Source organism: Acidovorax sp. KPB24-03 (genome assembly GCF_057546605.1).
The window spans coordinates 1-20,279 of sequence record NZ_BAAJYR010000051.1 but is presented as its reverse complement, the minus strand read 5'-3'; the positions used below and the strand labels follow the sequence as shown (position 1 = coordinate 20,279).

Annotated in this window: 12 protein-coding genes and 2 pseudogenes; 13 read left to right on the top strand and 1 reads right to left on the bottom strand. The window is 67.8% G+C overall.

Annotated features, from left to right (window positions below; all coding sequences use genetic code 11):
* The 8 genes and pseudogenes from AC27KI_RS09015 to AC27KI_RS08980 all read left to right on the top strand — a co-directional run.
* Nucleotides 1-1,669: pseudogene (locus tag AC27KI_RS09015) on the top strand (3-keto-5-aminohexanoate cleavage protein); the annotation flags it as partial.
* Between the two features lie 37 nt (nt 1,670-1,706).
* Nucleotides 1,707-3,167, top strand: coding sequence for an FAD/NAD(P)-binding protein (locus AC27KI_RS09010; RefSeq protein WP_284429230.1), 1,461 nt, complete (start codon nt 1,707-1,709; stop codon nt 3,165-3,167).
* 68 nt (nt 3,168-3,235) lie between these two features.
* Nucleotides 3,236-4,519 carry a guanine deaminase gene (guaD, locus tag AC27KI_RS09005; protein WP_317356615.1) on the top strand — a complete coding sequence of 428 codons (1,284 nt, stop codon included), beginning with the start codon at nt 3,236-3,238 and terminating at the stop codon, nt 4,517-4,519.
* A gap of 96 nt (nt 4,520-4,615) precedes the next feature.
* On the top strand, nt 4,616-5,182 hold the full coding sequence (gene dcd, locus AC27KI_RS09000) for a dCTP deaminase (RefSeq protein WP_272564912.1): 567 nt from the start codon (nt 4,616-4,618) through the stop codon (nt 5,180-5,182).
* Between the two features lie 157 nt (nt 5,183-5,339).
* Nucleotides 5,340-5,663, top strand: a complete 324-nt coding sequence (locus AC27KI_RS08995; RefSeq protein WP_284429228.1) for a hypothetical protein — start codon at nt 5,340-5,342, stop codon at nt 5,661-5,663.
* 155 nt (nt 5,664-5,818) lie between these two features.
* On the top strand, nt 5,819-6,052 hold the full coding sequence (locus AC27KI_RS08990; protein ID WP_487113508.1) for a hypothetical protein: 234 nt from the start codon (nt 5,819-5,821) through the stop codon (nt 6,050-6,052).
* 97 nt (nt 6,053-6,149) lie between these two features.
* Complete coding sequence (gene ypfJ / locus AC27KI_RS08985; RefSeq protein WP_284402275.1) at nt 6,150-7,028, top strand: KPN_02809 family neutral zinc metallopeptidase; 879 nt, start codon at nt 6,150-6,152, stop codon at nt 7,026-7,028.
* Between the two features lie 167 nt (nt 7,029-7,195).
* Nucleotides 7,196-8,665, top strand: coding sequence for a DEAD/DEAH box helicase (locus AC27KI_RS08980; RefSeq protein ID WP_487113507.1), 1,470 nt, complete (start codon nt 7,196-7,198; stop codon nt 8,663-8,665).
* A gap of 92 nt (nt 8,666-8,757) precedes the next feature.
* Here the strand turns inward: AC27KI_RS08980 and AC27KI_RS08975 are convergent, their stop codons facing one another.
* Nucleotides 8,758-9,603, bottom strand: a complete 846-nt coding sequence (locus tag AC27KI_RS08975; RefSeq protein WP_284408248.1) for a symmetrical bis(5'-nucleosyl)-tetraphosphatase — start codon at nt 9,601-9,603, stop codon at nt 8,758-8,760.
* A gap of 247 nt (nt 9,604-9,850) precedes the next feature.
* Between AC27KI_RS08975 and AC27KI_RS08970 the strand changes: the two genes are divergently transcribed.
* The 5 genes and pseudogenes from AC27KI_RS08970 to AC27KI_RS08950 form a co-directional block, all read left to right on the top strand.
* A complete protein-coding gene (locus AC27KI_RS08970; RefSeq protein WP_272548868.1) occupies nt 9,851-10,141 on the top strand; it encodes an H-NS histone family protein in 291 nt (96 codons plus the stop codon).
* Between the two features lie 533 nt (nt 10,142-10,674).
* Nucleotides 10,675-13,590 (top strand): aconitate hydratase, encoded by a 2,916-nt coding sequence (locus tag AC27KI_RS08965; protein WP_272564904.1) that lies wholly within the window; start codon nt 10,675-10,677, stop codon nt 13,588-13,590.
* Between the two features lie 74 nt (nt 13,591-13,664).
* Nucleotides 13,665-17,003 (top strand): EAL domain-containing protein, encoded by a 3,339-nt coding sequence (locus AC27KI_RS08960; protein ID WP_284429225.1) that lies wholly within the window; start codon nt 13,665-13,667, stop codon nt 17,001-17,003.
* A gap of 77 nt (nt 17,004-17,080) precedes the next feature.
* Nucleotides 17,081-19,604: pseudogene (locus AC27KI_RS08955) on the top strand (putative bifunctional diguanylate cyclase/phosphodiesterase).
* A 73-nt stretch (nt 19,605-19,677) separates the two neighbouring features.
* Nucleotides 19,678-20,279: FAD-dependent monooxygenase (locus AC27KI_RS08950; RefSeq protein WP_487113506.1), on the top strand; the 602-nt coding region annotated here is incomplete at its 3' end.

Sequence of the window (20,279 nt, the reverse complement as noted above, 5' to 3'; positions counted from 1 at the left end):
ACCGCTGCAGCCCGCCTACGCGGCCCGGGAATCGCGGTTCCTGGACGCGCTGGAGGCCGCGGCCAACCACCTGCCGCCCGATCCGCAGGCACCGGGTGCGGGCGACCTCGCGCTCGCGGCCCTGCGCGACCATGGGCTGTACGCGCGCTTTTTCGTGGAGGAGCGTGATCGCTATCCCCGTGAAGGTGCGGCGGCGTTCCGGCACGTCTATCCGCTGCAGGCCCTGAACTTCGTGCGCGAGTTGCTGGCCGAGCGCCAGCGCCCTGGCGGCCGGTGGGACGCGGCGCTGCAGGCCATGGCCGCCGAAGCGGGCCTGCCGCCCCATGCCTTCCAGGTGCCGCCTGCGCAGTTCAAGGGGCCGCAGGGGCGGTTTCTCGAATTCCTCACCGCCATTCCTTGCCACTACACGGACGACCGCACCGACATCGTCCATACCGCCGTGCGCAGCGAGCCCGGCTACAGCGCCGCCATGGCCGTGCTGTTCGAGGCCATCCACGAGCGGGCGGTGGCCCTGCGGGCCGATTCGGAGGCCGAGCCCAAGAGCGCCGGCATCCGGGTGTACCGGGACGCGCCGCGCAGCGGCGGCCTGGCGGGGCCCATCGACATGGACGTGGCGGCCGTGCAGGGCGCCATCGCCCGCGGCGCATGGATCGTCCTGCCGAGCACGCCCACCACCCACTACCCGGAGGGGCTGAAGCTCTCCACCGGGCTCACGGCCACGTTTGCCCGGTTCCTGGAGCGCACGCAGGCCGCCGCCGAAGTGCTCGGCATCGCGCACGCGGGCCTCGATGCCGACGGCACCGTGCTGATCGAATCCAGCATGCTGCACAACCGCTTCACGCTCAACACGAAGGCGCATGCGCAGGTGGTCAGCCACTCGTCCCGCCTCATCTACGAGCGCGTGGTGCTGCCCCGGCTGGTCGCGTTGCCGCGGGCGCTGGCCTGGACGGCCACCGGGCTGGTGGAGCGCGATGCGGCGGGCCGGCCGCTGAACCGCGACGGGCAGCCGGCGGGGCGGCTCTCTTTCCAGGGCATCGAAGACCTGGTGCGGCTGCATTTCCTGGCGCACAGTTCCGGCATCGCGACCATCCAGCAGATCGACAACGCCGCCCGGGCGGACCTGCAGCGGCTGGGCTATTCGGTGCAGGAGCAGGAGGAAATCTTCAACCGCTCCGTCGCCCTGTCGTTCGCGTCGGCCTGCGATGTGAACCTGTCCGTGCTCGGCACACCCACCGTGGACGTCACCGCGCTGAACGATGTGCGCAGCGTGGCCGGCACGACCACGCCGGACTACCTGTGCGGCAGCGGCAACGGGCTCTGGAGCCTGGCGCCGCTCCTGCCGCACCGCGATGACGAGGCGTTCCGCTACGGCAGCGCGCACTGGATCTTGCGCAAGGGCGAGCAAAAGAAGCTGCTGCTGCGGCTGGCGGGCGTGGTGCTGCGGGAAGACCCCGTGCGCCTGCACGACGGGCACTCCATCCGCCGTTACCTGGAAGGCGCGCCCGCTTCGCTGGTCGAACTGGTGACGCTGCTGCAGACCGCTCCCGCCTCGCTGCGCGCCGACATGCTGCTGCGCCAGCATTTCGCACGGCATGGCTCCCCGTCACGCCCCGTGTCCGCGGCCCGGGATCGCGCGGCGGACCTGGCCCTGGCCGGTGGTGCCGCCTGATGCGGCGGCGCACCGCATCCGCGAAGGAGACATGACCATGGCCAGGATCGCCATCATCGGGGGCGGCTGCAGCGGCACCCTCGTCACGCAAGCGCTGAGCCGCATGGGCGGCCATGCCGGGATTTCCGAGGTGCTGCTGTTCGACGAGTCCGGCGGGTTCGGCCCGGGACTGCCCTATGGCCGGGACACCAACGACGGCGAGTTCATCCTCAACATGGCTTCGTCGTTGCTGAGCGCACGGACCGGCGAGCCGGACGGGTTCGACCGCTGGCTGCAGCAGCTCTGCGCGGGACAGGCCGAAGCGCCCGGCGGATACGTGCGGCGCTCGCTCATGGGGGCCTACCTGCAGGATGTCGCCCACCAGGCCGAGAGCGCGTTCGCCGCACGCGGCGTGAAGCTGGTGCGCGTGGCGCAGGCGGTGACCGACATCGAGCGCGGGGCCAGTGGCTTTCACGTGGCCACGGCCCAGCATGCCTGGCATGTGGACCAGGTCGTGCTGGCGCTGGGGCATCTCAAAAAGCGGTCGCCGTTTCCGGGCGTGGCGCACTACCACGCGAACCCGTACCACGACCTGGGCGCCATCAAGGCCGAGCTGCCGCGGAACGCACGCATCGGCATCCTCGGCACCAAGCTCACGGCCATCGACATGGCGCTGCTGCTCGGCCGGCTCGGTGTGGAGCGCATCCACATGTTTTCCCATTCCGGCCAGTTGCCCCTGGTGCGCGGCGCCTTGCCCACCACCCCCCTGGTGCGCCCCGAGCACCGCTATGCGGGCGACACGCTGCGCGGCTTCCTGCGCTGGTTCCGCGAAAGCCATCCTTGTGGGCACGAATACCCGGGCCTCATGACGATCCGCGACCCCCTGGTCCGCATCGGCCGGGAGATCGAGGCGGCCCAGGCCGTGCGGGACTGGCAGCTGCAGCTGGACGCCACCAAGGAGGACATCGACCGCTACTGGACCGCGCTGCGTCCGGACCAGAAGCGCCGGTTCTTTCGCAAATACCAGGGCCTTTGGATGAGCTACCGGCACCCGATGCCGCTGGACAACGCGCGCAAGATCCAGGCGCTGCTCCAGGCGGGCCGGCTGACCGTGCATCCCGGCTACCGGGCCACCCGGCTGGCGGAGGGCCGGCCGGGATTCCAGGTGGAACTGGCCGGCGGAACGCTGGCGCTCGACGGCATCCTGGATGCGACCGGCGTGGCCGGCAACCTGGCGCGCATCGATTCGCCGCTCATCGAGAACCTGATCGACCGCGGCTTGGTCCGCCAGCACGAACTGGGCGGCATCGCGATCGATGCGCAAAGCTTTCAGGTGCTGGGCCAGCCCGGCCTGTTCGCCATCGGGGCGCTGACCCAGGGCGCGCTGTTCTACGTGTCTGCCATCGAGCGGCTTTTGCTGCACGCCCAGCGCATCGCGGGGCAGCTGAGCCGCTCAGCCGCCCCGACGGCGGTCGGAGACCGCGAGGCGTTGCCGCCCCGGGAGCGGGTGGCGGTGTAGCGCCGCCGGTATAGGCCCCATGCGCTGCGGCGCATGAAAGGCGCCGTGCCCGGCGTTAAGCTGCCGCCATGCAAATCTACCGCTCCGGCCTGCTGCGTTTCGCCGACGACCATTCGGCCCTGTATGAAGAAGACGGCCTGCTGGCCATCGGCCCCGATGCCCAGGGGCGCCAGCGCGTCCAGGCCGCAGGCGCCTGGAACACCCTGGCGGCCCATTACGCGCAATGGCCGGTGGTGCATTGGCCCGGCCGCATCATCGCGCCGGGGTTCGTCGACATGCACGTGCATTTTCCGCAGACCGACGTGATCGGCTCGCCCGCCGACGGCCTGCTGCCCTGGCTGGAAAACTACACCTTTCCCCACGAGTCCCGCTTTGCCGATCCGGCCTATGCCGCCGGCGTGGCCACCGTGTTCCTGGACGAATTGCTGCGCAACGGCGTGACCACCGCGCTCACGTTCGCCACCTCGCACCCGGCGTCGGTGGACGCGCTGATGGGCGAGGCGCAGGCGCGCGGACTGCGCCTGATCGCCGGCAAAGTGCTGCAGGACCGCCACTCGCCCGATGGCGTGCGCGACCAGACCGAACAATCCTTGCGCGACACCGAGGCGCTGATCCGCCGCTGGCACGGCCAGGACCGGCTGGGCTATGCCATCACGCCGCGGTTCGCGCCCAGTTGCACCGAAGCCCAGTTGCGCGGTGCGGGCGAACTGGCCGCGCAATACCCCGACGTGTGGATCCAGTCGCACGTGGCCGAGAACCTGGACGAGATCCGATGGGCCCGCGAGCTGTTTCCCGCGGCCCGCAGCTACCTGTCGGTGTACGACGACTTCGGGCTGATGCGCGAGCGCGCCGTGTACGCCCACTGCATCCACTTTGACGATGCCGACCGGGCGCTCATGCGTGACACCGGGGCGGTGGCGGCGGTCAGCCCCACCAGCAACCTGTTTCTGGGCAGTGGCTTCTTCGACTACGCCGGGGCCGACCGGGTCGGCTTTCGCTATGGACTGGCGAGCGATGTGGGGGGCGGCACGAGCTTCAGCCCGTTCCACACCATGCTCGCCGCCTACTACGTGGGGCGTGAAGGGCAGACGAAGCCCGGCCTGTCGCTTTCGCCGCAGGCGCTGTGGTGGCAGCACACGGCCGGCGCGGCGCGCGCGCTGGGGCTGGCGGGCGTCATCGGCAACCTGCAGCCCGGGTGCGAGGCCGACTTCGTGGTGCTGGACCCGCGCGCCACGCCGCTGCTGGCGCGCAAGACCGCGCACGCGGCCAACCTGGACGAACTGCTCTTCGCGATGATCGTGCTGGGCGACGACCGGGTGATCGAGCGCACCGTGGTTTCCCAAGCCGAATAGGCCCCTGGCGCAGGTTGCACTATCGCAGGTCGCTATGAAAAATATAGTGCCTGCCCGCGCGTCCTCTCTACAATGGCGGCCCAGCAGGAGTGAGCAATGAGCATCAAAAGCGACAAGTGGATTCGCCGCATGGCGGAGCAGACCGGAATGATCGAGCCCTTCGAGCCGGGCCAGGTCCGTGAAGCGGAAGGCCGCAAGATCATCAGCTACGGCACCAGCAGCTATGGCTACGACATCCGCTGCGCGCCGGAATTCAAGGTGTTCACCAACATCCACAGCACCGTGGTGGACCCGAAGAACTTCGACGAAAAGAGTTTCGTCGACTTCGAAGGCGACAGCTGCATCATCCCGCCCAACAGCTTCGCGCTGGCACGCACGGTGGAGTACTTTCGCATTCCCCGCAACGTGCTGACCATCTGCCTGGGCAAGAGCACCTATGCCCGCTGCGGGATCATCGTGAACGTGACGCCGTTCGAGCCTGAGTGGGAGGGCTACGTAACGCTGGAATTCAGCAACACCACGCCGCTGCCGGCCCGCATCTACGCGGGCGAGGGATGCGCCCAAGTACTGTTTTTCGAAAGCGACGAGGTTTGTGACGTGAGTTACAAAGACCGGGGCGGCAAATACCAGGGACAAAGCGGCGTCACCCTGCCCAAGGCCTGATACGCGCCTGATTTTTCGGGCGGTGGAGTCCTACACCGCCACGGCTTTTTTGCCGTGAGCGGAGGCGGCTACGGTTTTTTACGATTCAGCCAGGTTCTGTGTTGCATCCGGTTGGATGCTGTAAATCCCACGCAGAACGCTGCCTGAGGAGCCCACCATGCCTGCCACCCACCACGCCGTATCGTCTCTCCAGGCCGAGCGCACGGGCCTTTCGCATGTGCTGCACGAGGCTTCGGGAGGCAGTACCCACCGCTGCTACTGGCCCGCCGAAGCGCTTGATGCCTTCCTGCTGCAGATGGCTGCCCGTGGCCATTGCATCAGCGCCGCCATGATGCTCGGCGACCGCACCTACGCCCTGCAGCAGATCGAAATTGCGCGCGCCCTTCCGGGATGCGCCCTGCAAGCCCTGGTGCAGGAGTTGTCCGGGTATTTCGAAGACGCCGAGCCCGCCGCTGCCAGCGTGCATTGGTGCACGCGTTGATCCAGGCAGGGAGCGCCTGAAGGTCGGCGCGTTGCGTGGATGCCTCTGGGCTGGCCGCGTCCTACGCCCCCGCAGGCCATCGACCGGGTTTTCGACCCTGGCGCGCTGCCTAGCATCCCACCCATCCATTTCAGCCCCATCCGCAAGAGACTGCCATGCACGACGATTTCCATCCCCCTGTGTCCTCCGCCCCGACGCTGCGCCCGTGGCCCATCGTGATCGGCAGCGTGGTGATCGCGGCGCAACTCGTCGCGCTGGGCTGGGTGGTGCAGGGGCAGGTGCAGCAGGCATCGGAGCGCCAGGCGCACTGGGCGCCCCGGGGCCTGCAGAGTTCACCGGCCACCTATGCAGCGGTGGACGCGCCCTCGTTCAACGAGCCGCAGCCTTGATGGCGCCGCGAATCGACCCATGGGAACTGCTGCCCGGCGTGCGGCACAGGCGTAACATCCGGCGCACCGCACCCGCAGGTGCGAGCAGGAGAACCGTATGAAATGGGAAGGCAACCGCGAGTCCGACAACGTCGAGGACCGCCGCGATGGCGGCGGCGGTGGGGGCATGCCGGTGTTCGGCGGCCGCAGCATCGGCATCGGCACCATCGTGGTGGCGTTGCTGGGGGGCTGGATTTTCGGGATCAATCCCTTGACGATTCTGGGACTGCTGAGCGGCGGCGGAGGCGCTCCCGCCCAGGTCCAGCAGGCGCCGGCACATCGCCCGCCGGCCGACGACAAGATGGCGCGCTTCGTCTCCACCGTCCTGGCCGACACGGAAGATGTGTGGACCGACATCTTCCGCCAGGGTGGCAACGCCTATCAGGACCCGAAGCTCGTGCTGTTCCGTGGTTCCACACCCACTGCCTGCGGCACCGGCCAGGCGGCGATGGGCCCGTTCTACTGTCCCGGCGACCGCAAGGTGTACATCGACCTGGGCTTCTATGAAACCTTGAAGAACCGGCTGGGCGCACCGGGGGATTTCGCCCAGGCCTACGTGATCGCCCACGAGGTGGGCCACCACGTCCAGAACCTGCTGGGTATCAGCGCCAAAGTGGACCAGATGCGCGGCCGCGTCAGCCAGGTGCAGTACAACCAGCTGTCCGTTCGCCTCGAACTTCAGGCCGACTGCTTTGCCGGGGTCTGGGCCCACCATGCCCAGAATGCCCGCCAGATCTTGGAGCAGGGCGATGTGGAGGAGGCCATGAACGCCGCAGCCAAGATCGGGGACGACGCCCTGCAGCGGGCGGGCGGCGGCGCCGTCGTGCCGGACAGCTTCACCCACGGCACCAGCGCGCAGCGCCAGCGGTGGTTCCATGCAGGCCTGGAAAACGGCAGCGTGAAGGCTTGCGACACGTTTTCGGCCCGCAGCCTGTAGTGTGAACGCCGCAGTGGAAGCGTTCACCCTGCAATGCCTGGGGTGGCGTTTGCGCTGGTCCAGCCATGGTATGGCGCTACGAATTGAATAGCATCATGCCCTTGGCACACGAATGCCTACCCGAAAAAACACCCCGTTCAGCCCCTGGTGCGACAATAGCGGGCTAAATGACAAGTTCTTTCTCCAATTTATCGCTGGCTGAACCGCTGGCACGCGCCGTGGCCGAAATGGGCTACGAGTCCATGACGCCCATTCAGGAGCAGGCCATTCCGGTCGTCTTGACTGGCAAGGACGTGATGGGTGCGGCCCAGACGGGCACCGGCAAGACGGCCGCCTTCTCGCTGCCCTTGCTGCAGCGCCTGCTCAAGCACGAAAACAGCTCCACCTCCCCCGCCCGCCATCCGGTGCGCGCCCTGGTGCTGCTGCCGACGCGGGAGCTGGCCGACCAGGTCGCCCAGCAGGTCGCCCTGTACGCCAAGTACACCAAGCTGCGCAGCACCGTGGTGTTCGGCGGCATGGACATGAAGCCGCAGACGCTGGAGCTGAAAAAAGGCGTGGAAGTGCTCGTGGCCACGCCCGGTCGGCTGCTGGACCACATCGAAGCCAAGAATGCGGTGCTGAACCAGGTCGAGTACGTGGTGCTCGACGAAGCCGACCGCATGCTGGACATCGGCTTCCTGCCCGATCTGCAGCGCATCCTCTCGTACCTGCCCAAGCAGCGCACCACGCTGCTGTTCAGCGCCACGTTCTCCCCCGAGATCAAGCGCCTGGCGGGCAGCTACCTGCAAGACCCGATCACGATCGAAGTGGCGCGCCCCAACGAAACGGCTTCCACGGTGGAGCAGCGTTTCTACAGCGCCAACGACGACGACAAGCGCCGCGCCATCCACCAGGTGCTGAAGACGCGGGGCCTGAAGCAGGCGTTCATCTTCGTGAACAGCAAGCTCGGCTGTGCCCGGCTGGCCCGCAGCCTGGAGCGCGAAGGCCTCAAAACCGCAGCGCTGCATGGCGACAAGAGCCAGGACGAACGCTTGAAGGCGCTCGATGCCTTCAAGCAGGGCGAAGTCGATCTGCTGGTGTGCACCGACGTGGCGGCACGCGGACTGGACATCAAGGATGTGCCGGCCGTGTTTAACTTCGACGTGCCGTTCAATGCCGAGGACTACGTGCACCGCATCGGCCGCACGGGCCGCGCAGGCGCCTCGGGCCTGGCGGTCACGCTGGTGTCCAGCAGCGACACGCGCCTGGTGGCGGACATCGAAAAGCTCATCAAGAAGAAGATCGATCTCGAAGCCCTCGAGTACGAGGAAGACCGCCCCCGCGGCCGCATCAACGACGGTCAGCGCGCGTGGCGCGAGGATGGCCAGCGCGAAGGTGGCCGGCGTGAGCGGGGCGGCGAGGCGCACGACCCGCGCGGCAGCGCGCCGCGCAGCAGCTACCGCGCCCCTTCGGCACCCCGCGATCCGTTCTTCGACAAGCCCTACGAGGCACCGGCCACCGAGGCGGCGCCCCATTGGGAGTCCGCGTCCAAGGCCCAGCCGGCGCGCAGCGGCATCTCGGCCAACATCAAGCCCAAACGCAAGGTGGCGGCCCTGTTCAAGGCCGTGCAGCCCGAAACCGAAACCTCCTCGCAGTGAGCGCCCAGGGCCGATCCGTCGGCCGGGGCCAGACCCGCTCAGGCCCTGGGTGATTTCTTATTGCCGTTGGGCAGTGGGTGGCCCGTTCTTGTTCAGGCCCCTGGCTTTTGCGCCTCCTCGCAATCGACATGGCAGTGCTCGCGGTCTGCCAACGTGCGGCCAAAGCGGACCGCGCTGAGGCAGCCTCCCCACACGCAACCGGTGTCCAGCGCCAACAGGTTGGAGCGGTTCATCCAGCCCAGGGTGGACCAGTGCCCGAATGCCACCAGCCCGTCCTGCGTTTTTCGGCCCGGTGCTTCGAACCACGGCACCAGGCCGGCGGGGGCAGCGCTGGCACCCTCGCTGCTCTCGAAATCCATGGCGCCCTCGGGTGTGCAGAAGCGCAATCGTGTGAAGGCATTGACGATCACGCGCAAGCGGTCCGTCCCCGTCAGCGTGGGTTCCCAGCGGTCCGGGGTGTTGCCGTACATGGCGTGAAGGAATGCGGGCATGTCGGCACCGCGCAGCACGGCCTGCACCTCGTCGGCATGCGCCAGCACATCCTGGGCCGACCACGAGGGCAATACGCCCGCGTGGACCATCAACAGGGGCTCTCCACCATGCACATGCTGGCGTGCCAGCGGCTGGTGGCGCAGCCAGTCCAGCAGGGCCTCGCGGTCGGGTGCCTGCAGCACCTGGTCCAGCGTGTCGCGGCGGGAAGGCTTGCGGGCCCCGTGGGCGGCCGCCAGAAGATGCAGGTCGTGGTTGCCCAGCAGGCTGCGCAGGCTGTCACCCTGCTGCATGCAGCGGCGCAGCACGGCTGCGGAATCAGGGCCTCGGTTCACCAGGTCGCCCAGCAAATAAACGGTGTCCCGGCTGGGAGAGAACCCGATGTGGTCCAGCAGGCGCTGCAATGCCGTATCGCAGCCTTGAATATCCCCGATGCAGTAGAGCGCCATGGCGTTTCCGAAGGTGGTAAACCTGCATTGTCGCGGCTGCAAGGAGTTGTGCCAGGTAATCGCCCAGGCCAGGATAGCCCAGCCGATGCAAATCGGGGCGCGCGCTTCGATATGGCTGAGCTGGCAGAGTTCCCCGAAATTCCAGAAATCGATGGGTTATTCAAGAGGTGGATTGCGCCCGCTTTCTCTGCACGATATTGAAAGATACCTATAATGCGGCCTTCGTTATTAATCTCCGCACACTACCATGAGCACTAGCTACAAAGACCTGCTGAAACAGCGTGAAGAACTTGAGCAGCAAATCGGCGAAGCACGTCGCCGCGAACTTTCCGATGCCATCAATCAGGTTCGCAATCTGGTGGCGGAGTATGGCCTGACCGCCCAGGACGTATTTCCTACGGGCCGCGCCCGCAGTGCCAGCGCCGGCGTCAAAGTCGCTCCCAAATATCGCGATCCTGCGACGGGCCAGACATGGACGGGCCGTGGCAAGGCTCCCAAGTGGATCCAGAACCAAGACCGCGAGCAATTCGCCATTTGATGGGCAAACCTTGAATTCCAGATCCCGCGCAGACCTTGTCGGCGCTGCGGATTGGCAAGAGCAACCCACGCAATAAACAGCCCGCCTTGGCGGGCTTTTTTCATGGCCACGGAATACCGTGCCGTTCGGTGGGGCGGCATGAGCATCCATGATGTGTTTCTTGGCTTCCTGTTCATGGGTGCACTGAGTGCTTTCTGCGTTGCGTCTTGCCTCGAAATCCCAACCATTGGGAATTGGCTTCACCTTCATCAGGGGTGGTGCTGCACAGCGATTAATTTCAAGAGAGATGATTCAATAAAAACGGAGATTCCACGGTGCGGTATTTCATTAATCGAATGGCCCGCGGTATATGGTTGCGCACTTACTCGCGCTGCGGTTCCCATGGCGTAGGACGGCAGGCCTTGTGATCGGACGTTTTGCCTGGAGTTTGGCGGTGGACTCTCTGAAATGTCGTGCATGCGATTACCCCACGATTGCATCGATATGTAGGACTGCCAGAATAGGTGCTCTCGTCCCCACAGGAGTAGCACTACATGGCCTCGATGTCACCCCCGGTTTCCCGCCACGCGTTCGCATCCACCCTGAAGAATTTCACGACGGGGTCCGGTAAAAGCGGCAAGTTCTATTCGCTCCCGGCACTGGCCAAGCAATACCCGTCGATCAAACGGCTGCCGGTTTCGATTCGGATCGTTCTGGAATCGGTGCTGCGCAACTGCGATGGCCGCAAGGTCACGGCGGAACACGTGGAGCAGTTGTCGCGCTGGCAGCCGGTGGCGGACCGCAAGGACGAGATTCCCTTCGTCGTGTCGCGCGTGGTGCTGCAGGATTTCACCGGAGTGCCCTTGCTGGCCGATCTGGCCGCCATGCGCAGCGTGGCCCAGCGCCTGGGCAAGAAGCCCAAGAAGATCGAGCCGCTGGTGCCCGTGGACCTGGTGGTGGACCACTCCATCATGGTGGACCACTACGGCACGAAAAAGGCGCTGGACCTGAACATGAAGCTGGAATTCCAGCGCAATCGCGAGCGCTACGAATTCATGAAGTGGGGCATGCAGGCATTCGATACCTTCGGCGTGGTGCCGCCCGGGTTCGGCATCGTCCACCAGGTGAATCTGGAATACCTGGCGCGGGGGGTGCACAAGAGGGCCGATGGCGTGTACTACCCCGACACGCTGGTGGGCACGGACAGCCACACGACCATGATCAACGGCATCGGCGTGGTGGGCTGGGGCGTGGGCGGCATCGAGGCCGAGGCGGCGATGCTGGGCCAGCCGGTGTATTTCCTGACTCCGGACGTGGTGGGCTTCGAGCTGACCGGCCAGTTGCGCGAAGGCGTGACCGCCACCGACCTGGTGCTCACGGTGACCGAGATCCTGCGCCAGCACAAGGTGGTGGGCAAGTTCGTGGAATTCTTCGGCGAGGGCACGCGCACGCTGTCGCTGCCCGACCGGGCCACCATCGGCAACATGGCACCCGAGTACGGCGCGACGATGGGGTTTTTCCCGGTGGATGAAAAGACCATCGATTACTTCAAGGGCACCGGCCGCACCGACAGCGAGATCGAAGCGTTCGAGGCGTATTTCCGCGCCCAGGGCCTGTTCGGCGTGCCGCTCGCCGGCGAAATCGACTACTCCAAGATCGTGCGCCTGCACCTGGGCGATGTGACCCCCAGCCTCGCAGGACCGAAGCGGCCCCAGGACCGGATCGAGCTGGGCAACGTGAGCAGCGACTTCGTGTCGCTGTTCAGCAAGCCCGCGGCGGAAAACGGCTTCAACCGCCCGGCCGAACTGCTGCACACGCGGCACCACATCCACCGGGGCGACGAAGGCGTGAGCGAGGCGGTCCCGGCGGAGAAGCCCGCCCCTGCGGGTGGCCCGCGTTTCCTGGTCGAGATGGAGCACAACAAGCCGCCGCTGGCGGTCACGCATGCCGATGCCGCCGTGCGCCTGCCGACCAAGGGGGTGGACCCCACCATCGGCAACGGCGACGTGCTGATCGCCGCCATCACGAGCTGCACCAACACCTCCAATCCGAGCGTGCTCCTGGCCGCCGGACTGCTGGCCAAGAAGGCCGTGGAGGCCGGCCTGAAAGTGCGGCCGCACATCAAGACCTCGCTCGCGCCCGGCTCCCGCATCGTCACGGAATACCTCACCGAAACCGGTCTGATGCCCTATCTGGAAAAGCTCGGTTTCGCGCTGGCAGGTTATGGCTGCACGACCTGCATCGGCAACGCCGGCGACCTGGCGCCCGAGCTGAACGAAGCCATCACCGGCAACGATCTGGTCTGCGCCGCGGTGCTGTCGGGCAACCGCAATTTCGAGGCCCGCATTCACCCCAACATCAAGGCCAACTTCCTGGCCAGCCCGCCCCTGGTGGTGGCGTACGCGATCGCCGGCACGGTGCTGCGCGACCTCATGACGGAGCCGGTGGGCAAGGGCAAGGGCGGGCGCGACGTGTACCTGGGCGACATCTGGCCCACCAGCGATGAAATCCACGCGCTGATGCGCTACGCCATGAACGGAAAGGCCTTCCGTGACAACTACGGCAAGGTCAAGACCGACCCGGGCGCGCTCTGGAACAACATCAAGGGCGTGAAGGGCGACACCTACGACTGGCCCGCCAGCACCTACATCGCGGAGCCGCCCTTCTTCGCGCGGTTCACGCTGGAGGCCAAGGAGCGGGCGGTGGGCGCGGACGGCTCCAAGGCGTCGGAGTCGGTCGTGGGCGCACGCATCATGGCGCTGTTCGGCGACTCGATCACCACCGACCACATCTCGCCGGCGGGCTCCATCAAGGAGACCTCGCCTGCCGGGCAGTGGCTGCTGCACAACGGCGTGATGAAGCAGGACTTCAACAGCTACGGTGCGCGCCGCGGCAACCACGATGTGATGATGCGCGGCACCTTCGCCAACGTGCGCATCAAGAACCTGATGATTCCGCCCACCGCCGACGGCTCGCGCGAGGAGGGCGGCGTCACGCTGTTCCAGAACGAGGGGGAGCTGCAGGGCACGAAGATGTTCATCTTCGATGCGGCCATGAAGTACATCGCCCAAGACACCCCCACCGTGATCTTCGCGGGCGAGGAATACGGCACCGGCTCCAGCCGCGACTGGGCGGCCAAGGGCACGCAGCTGCTGGGCATCAAGGCGGTGGTGGCCAAGAGCTTCGAGCGCATCCACCGTTCCAACCTCGTGGGCATGGGCGTGCTGCCCCTGCAGTTCAAGGCGGGCGATTCCTGGGAGTCGCTGGGCCTGACCGGCAACGAGACGATCGACGTGGCTCCGGATTCGGAACTCACCCCGCAAAGCGACGCGCTGCTGACGATCCGCCGGGCCGACGGGTCGCGCCAGGAGGTCACGGTCACGCTGCGCATCGACACGCCGATCGAGGTGGACTATTACCGCGCCGGCGGCATCCTGCCCTATGTGCTTCGGCAGTTGTTGACCGCCTGATTGGGGGACATCCGCCCAGGGGGCGAGCGGCCCGATACACTTGTGACGATATGTTCAGGTAACCCGCCGCCGCCATGACCCCCCCTCCCCACCGTCCGGTCACTGCAGCCATCGCGCGGACGCTTTTGTCGGAGGCGCCCGCGGTCACGCTGATGCTGGTGGTGGCGGTACTGGCGCTGCTGCTGGTGCCGGTGGTGCAACTGCTGGGTTCGGGCCTGCAGGGGCTGCACGGCCTGGAGCCTTTCCTCGACATGGTGGTGGTGCTCATCGGCCTGCTGGCCGTGGCGGTGTCCCTGCACATGCTCGACGACACGCAGCAAGGCCGCGCCAACGTGCTCGTGGCGGGGCTGGCCACCGCTGCGGTCTGCAATTTCCTTCACGCCGTCTTGCTGCACCAGATGGAAAGCATGGCGTCCGTCACCCGGGCGAATGTCTCTTCCTATTTCGGCTTGCTGGCCCATGGGGTCGAGGCGCTGACCCTCCTTCTGTTCGCCTTGCGGGTCTCGTTCCACGGGCCCGGCCGGGCCTGGGCCGTGGCCTCGGCCGGCGTGTCGCTGGTGCTCGTGTGGTCCGCCTCCAGCGGGTTGCCCGAGCAGTTCGGACTGGCGCATGGCGAGCGTTTCGCCATGGGGGCGGATGCCTTGCTCGGCAGTGCCATGGCGATGGCCGCCTGGGTCATGTATCGGGTGGACGACACCGCTGGCAACGAGCGCGGCCGGGGGCGCCGGCGCATCATGGCCTGCGCGGCGGCGGCGCTGGCGCTGGCGGAATTCGCCATGCTGCTGTACCCGCTGCACCCGGTCTTCGTCGACACGTTCGCGCACGCCTTGCGCGTGCTGGGGTATGCGCTGATGTTCCAGGCGGTGTTCATCGCCGGCATCCGCATGCCGTTCGCCCGTGCGCGCGAGGCCGAGGCCCGGTTGCTGGAGAGCGAACGCCGCCTGCAGCTGCTGGGCCGCAACCTGCCCGACAGCGTCCTGTACCAGCGCGTGCGCGAGGCAGACGGCCGCTGGCATTTCGTGCACATGGGCGATGCGATCGAGCGCCTGAACGGCATTTCGGCCCAGGCGGTGGTGAACGATGCCACCCTGTTCTTCGAGCAGATGGAGCCGCAGGACCGCCTGGCCTGCGCCGCGTCGGACGAGGCGTCCTACCGCACCATGGGCGTCGGCGACTCGGTGGTACGCATGCGCGTGGCCAACGGCCAGTTGCGCTGGATGCGCATGAGCTCCACCCCCCGGCCGCTGGACAAGGGCCGCGTGATCTGGGACGGCGTGCTGACCGACGTCACGGAGCAGCGGGAGGCCCAGGACCTGAGCCGCGCGCACGAGGTGCAACTGGCGAGCCTGCTCAGCCACCTGCCGGGCGGCGTCTCGCGGCTGGACCGCGATCTGCGCATCGTGTACGTGAACCCTTCGCAGGCGCACTGGCTGCGCCGTCCGGTCGAGGAACTCGAAGGCCAGTTCCTCGTGGACGTGCTGCCCGCCGACCTGATGGCCCCGATCCAGCCGCATTTCGACCGGGCGCTTCAGGGCGAAACAGTGGTGTTCGAGCACCGCATTCCCAAAACCCATGGCGCCCAGTTCTGGCACACCACGCTGGTGCCGGAGGTCGCCGCCGATGGCCGCACGGTGGCCGTGGTGGTGTTCGCGTTCGACCTGACCGAGCAAAAGCGCATGGCGCTGGAACTCACGCAGCAGCGCACCCGCCTGGCCAGCTTGGTGAGCGCGATCCCCGACGTGGTGTTCCTCAAGGATGCGAACGGCTGCTACCTGTCGTGCAACCCCGTTTTCGAGCGCTTCATCGGGCGGCGCGAGCGCGACATCATCGGTCTGTCGGACGACGATCTTCTACCCGCCGTCGAGGCCCAGCGGGTGCGCCAGCTCGACCAGCGCGCCATGGCTGCCTGGCAGCCACTGGTGTACGAAGAGACCCTGACGTTCCAGGAGGACGGCTACGAGGGCTACTTTGAAACCATCAAGACCCCCATCCGCGATCTGCACGGCCATGTCACCGGGCTGCTGGGCGTGTGCCGCGACATCACCGACCGCAAGAAGGCCGAGCAGCAGATCGAATTGCTGGCTTTCTTCGATGCGCTCACCGGCCTGCCCAACCGCCGCCTGCTGCTGGACCGCCTGCAGCGCGCCAGCGCCGTCTGCCAGCGCAACGGCCAGCTGGGCGCGTTGCTGTTCATCGACCTGGACAACTTTAAGGACCTGAATGACACGCTGGGCCACGACATGGGCGACCAGTTGCTGGCGCAGGTGGCCACGCGCCTGGTGTCATGCGTGCGTGCCACCGACACGGTGGCGCGCTTCGGCGGCGACGAGTTCGTGGTGATGCTGGAAAACCTCGATGCCGGGCTGACCGAGGCAGCGACGCAGGCTGAGCACGTGGCCGACAAGCTCTTGCTGCAGCTCAACCAGCCCTTCATGCTGGGCACGCAGCAGCACTACAGCACGCCGAGCATCGGCATCACGCTGTTCGGCGACCAGCCGCGCAGCGTGGACGAGCTGCTCAAGCGCGCCGACCTGGCCATGTACCAGGCCAAGGCCGAAGGCCGCAACACGCAGCGCTTTTTCGACCCGGAAATGCAGGCCCAGGTGCATGCCCGTTCGCACCTGGAAGCCGATCTGCGCCAGGGTCTGGCCCGCCACGAACTCACGGTGCACTACCAGCCCATCGTGGACCACCGCGCGCAGCTGTGCGGCGCCGAAGCCCTGGTGCGCTGGCGCCACCCGGAGCGCGGCATGATCAGTCCCGGCGACTTCATCCCGCTGGCCGAGCAGACCGGGCTCATCCTGCCGCTGGGGCGCTTCGTGCTCGAATCGGCGTGCGAGCAGCTGGTGCGATGGGCCGAGCACCCCGACACCGCGCGGCTGACCATCGCCGTCAATGTGAGTGCACGGCAGTTCCGGCAGCCGGCCTTCGCGGCCGAGGTGCTGGAGACGCTGCAGCGCACGGGCGCCAACCCCCAGCGGCTCAAGCTGGAGCTGACCGAGAGCCTGCTGCTGGGCGACATCGAGGATGCGATCCAGCGCATGGCCCAGCTCAAGAAGCAGGGCGTGGGCTTCTCGCTCGACGACTTTGGCACGGGCTATTCATCGCTGAGCTACCTGAAGCGGCTGCCGCTGGACCAGGTCAAGATCGACCAGGGCTTCGTGCGCGACGTGCTCACCGATCCCAACGATGCCGCCATCGTGCGCACCATCCTCGCCCTGGCCAAGAGCCTGGACCTGCAGGTGGTCGCCGAAGGGGTGGAAACCACGGGGCAACTGGCCTTTCTCAAGCTGCACGGCTGCGAAGGCTTCCAGGGCTACCTGTTCGGCAGGCCGAGCCCGGTGGCTCAGTTCGAACGCGACCAGCAATTGCCGGGCACCCTGCCTGCGGCCGCAGAAGCTGGCATGGCATGAGCGCGCTGTCCACCGCTCCCCCTGCCGCACCCGCCCAGTGCCCTCTGGGAACGGGCGGGGCGCCGGTATCCACCGCCATGGCGGCGCGGCCGCGCATCGGATGGCTGGGCGCCGGCGCGGAACCGGCCCGCGCGGCGATGCACTGGCTGGCGAGCCACCGCCCCGACTGGGAAGTGTCCCCCGCGGAATTCGCGGCCGGTAGCGATGGCTTGGCGCGGTCCCCCGTGGTCGCGGTGCCGCAGGCCTGCCAGGCGTTGGTGCTGGACCTGGAACGCGGTGCGAACGCCTTGCCGGATTGGGCGGCCCAGGCGCGCACCCAGCCCCTGGTGCTCTGCCTGGACCCAGCGCAGGAGGCGCTCGCCGCGCGTGCCCTGCGCCTGGGGCCCGGGGATTACGTGCTGCGCGCCGAAGGCGGCGCGCATCTGCCGCAACTCGCCCAGCGGCTGGCGGCGCTGCTGCAGGCGCATGCGCCGCACGGTCCGATGCCCGCCGCCTTGGCCGCGCTGCCGTGGCCGGACGAACCCCCTTCGCAGCGCGCGCTGCTGCAGACCACGCTGGCCAGCATGAGCCAGGGCCTATACACCGTGGGGCCCGACGGCCGCATCACCGTCTACAACGACCGGGTGCTGGAGTTGCTGGAGCTGCCGCGCGAACTGCTCGATGCCCGGCCCACGCTGATGGAGCTCAAGCAGCTGCAGCAAGCGCGCGGCGATTTCGGCGAAAGCGCGGAACTGGTCGATGCCCAGGCGCGGGCCTATGTGCAAAGCGCTGGCGGCCTTCCATCTCCTGCGGTGTATTGGCGCCGCACGCGCCACGGCCGCACGCTGGAAGTGCACACCACGCAACTGCCCGATGGCGGCATGGTGCGCACCTTCACCGACGTGACCGACCATGTGCGCACCCAGGCCGAACTGCGGGTGAGCGAGGCGCGCTTTCGCAGCCTGAGCGACCTTTCCTCCGACTGGTACTGGGAGCAGGACGCGTCCTTCCGGTTCATCCACTTCGTGGGCGGGCGCAACCCCGTGGGCATGGAGCCCGGCGAAGTCGTGGGGCGCACCCGCTGGGAGCTGGGCGCCCTCAACATGACCGAGGAGGATTGGGCGGCCCACCGCCGGCTGCTCGATGCGCGCGAACCCTTCCGGGAGCTCGAACTGCAGCGGCTGGCATCGGACGGCACGGCCTACTGGGTGTCGATCAGCGGTGTGCCCGTGTTCGACGAGGCCGGTGCGTTCCAGGGCTACCGGGGCGTCGGCCGCAGCATCACCGACCGCAAGCAGGTCGAGGCCGAGATCGAGCGGCTGGCGTTCTTCGACGTGCTCACCGGCCTGCCCAACCGGCGGCTGCTGATCGACCGGCTCTACCGCGCCACGCTGTCCGTCGGCCGCACGGGGCGGCACGGCGTGCTGCTGTTCATCGACCTGGACAACTTCAAGGACCTGAACGACACGCTCGGCCACGACATGGGCGACCGCCTGCTGGTGCAGGTCGCCCAGCGCCTGCAAGGCTGCGTGCGCCAGAGCGACACCGTGGCCCGTTTCGGCGGCGACGAGTTCGTGGTGCTGGCCGAAGGGCTGCCCGCCGAGGCCTGGGCCGCCAGCGCCGATGCCTCGCTGCTGGCGCGCAAGATCGGCAACGCCCTGAGCCTGCCGTACCTGCTGGACGGCATCAGCCACCACAGCACGCCGAGCATCGGGCTCACGCTCTTCGGCGAATCCGCGGGCAGCGTGGACGACCTGCTCAAGCACGCCGACATGGCCATGTACCAGGCCAAGGCGGCCGGCCGCAACGCCGTGCGCTTCTTCGACCCCGGCATGCAGGCCGCCGTCAGTGCACGGGCCGCCCTGGAAGCGGAGCTGCGCCGCGCGCTGCAGGGGGGGCGAGCTGATGCTGCACTACCAGCCCATCGTGGACCGGCGCGGCCAGATGCTCGGCGCCGAGGCGCTGGTGCGCTGGCAGCATCCGCAGCGCGGCATGGTGTCGCCGGGCGAGTTCATCCCGGTGGCCGAGCAGAGCGGCCTCATCGTGCCGCTGGGGCAGTGGGTGCTGGAGCACGGCTGCCGGCAGCTCGTGGCGTGGTCCCGCAGCGCGGCCACGGCGCATCTGGTGCTGTCTGTGAACGTGAGCGTGCGCCAGTTCCGCCAGCCCGACTTCGTCGATCAGGTGCTGCAGGCGCTGCGCGAGAGCGGGGCGCAGCCGCGGCTGTTCAAGATCGAACTGACGGAAAGCCTGTTGCTCACCGACGTGGAGGACGTGATCGCCCGCATGGAAAAGCTGCGCGCGCACGGCGTGGGCTTTTCGCTGGACGACTTCGGCACCGGCTACTCGTCGCTCAGCTACTTGAAGCGCCTGCCGATCGACCAGCTCAAGATCGACCAGGGCTTCGTGCGCGACGTGCTGACCGACCCCAACGACGCGGCCATCGTGCGCACCATCCTTGCCCTGGCGCACAGCCTGGACCTGGACGTGGTGGCCGAGGGCGTCGAAACCACGGGCCAGCTGCAGTTCCTGCAGCGCCACGGCTGCCATGCCTTCCAGGGCTACCTGTTCGGGCGCCCGGCGCCCGCCACGGTGCTGGAGCGGGCGGTGCGGCCCGCGCTCTGAGGAAGGGCGGGATCATTTCTTCCTTGATCTGCCACGTGTGGGTGCCAGCCCCGCCGCGGGCACAATCGCCCGCATGCAGAAACAACAGGTGTTGGTCGCCGGCGGCGGCATCGGCGGGCTCGCGGCGGCGCTGGGCGCCTCCCGGGCGGGATGGGACGTGCGCCTGTACGAGCGCGCCGAGGCCTTCAGCGAAGTGGGCGCGGGCGTGCAGCTCGGCCCCAACGTCGTGCGCCGGCTGCAGGCCTGGGGCCTGCAGCACCGGCTGCAGTCGGTGGCCGCGTTCCCGGAGCGTCTGCAGGTGCGCAGCGCGCTGAGCGGCGCCGAACTGGCCGTGCTGCCCCTGGGGCCCACGGCCGTGGCGCGCTACGGCGCGGCCTACGCCACCATCCACCGCGCCGACCTGCACGGGCTGCTGCTCGCCGCCGTCACCAAGTACACCGACACGCAGATCTCGCTGGCCCACGCCATCGACCATTTCTCCGATGCCGAGGGCGTCGTCACCGTGCGCACCAGCCGCGGCAAGGAGGTGGAGGGCGATGCGCTGGTGGGCGCCGATGGCCTGTGGAGCCGCACGCGCGCCGCGCTGCTGGGGGACGCGCGCCCCCGCGTGACGGGGCACCTGGCCTACCGCGCGCTGGTGCCGCAGCACGCCCTGCCCGACGTGCTGCGCACCCG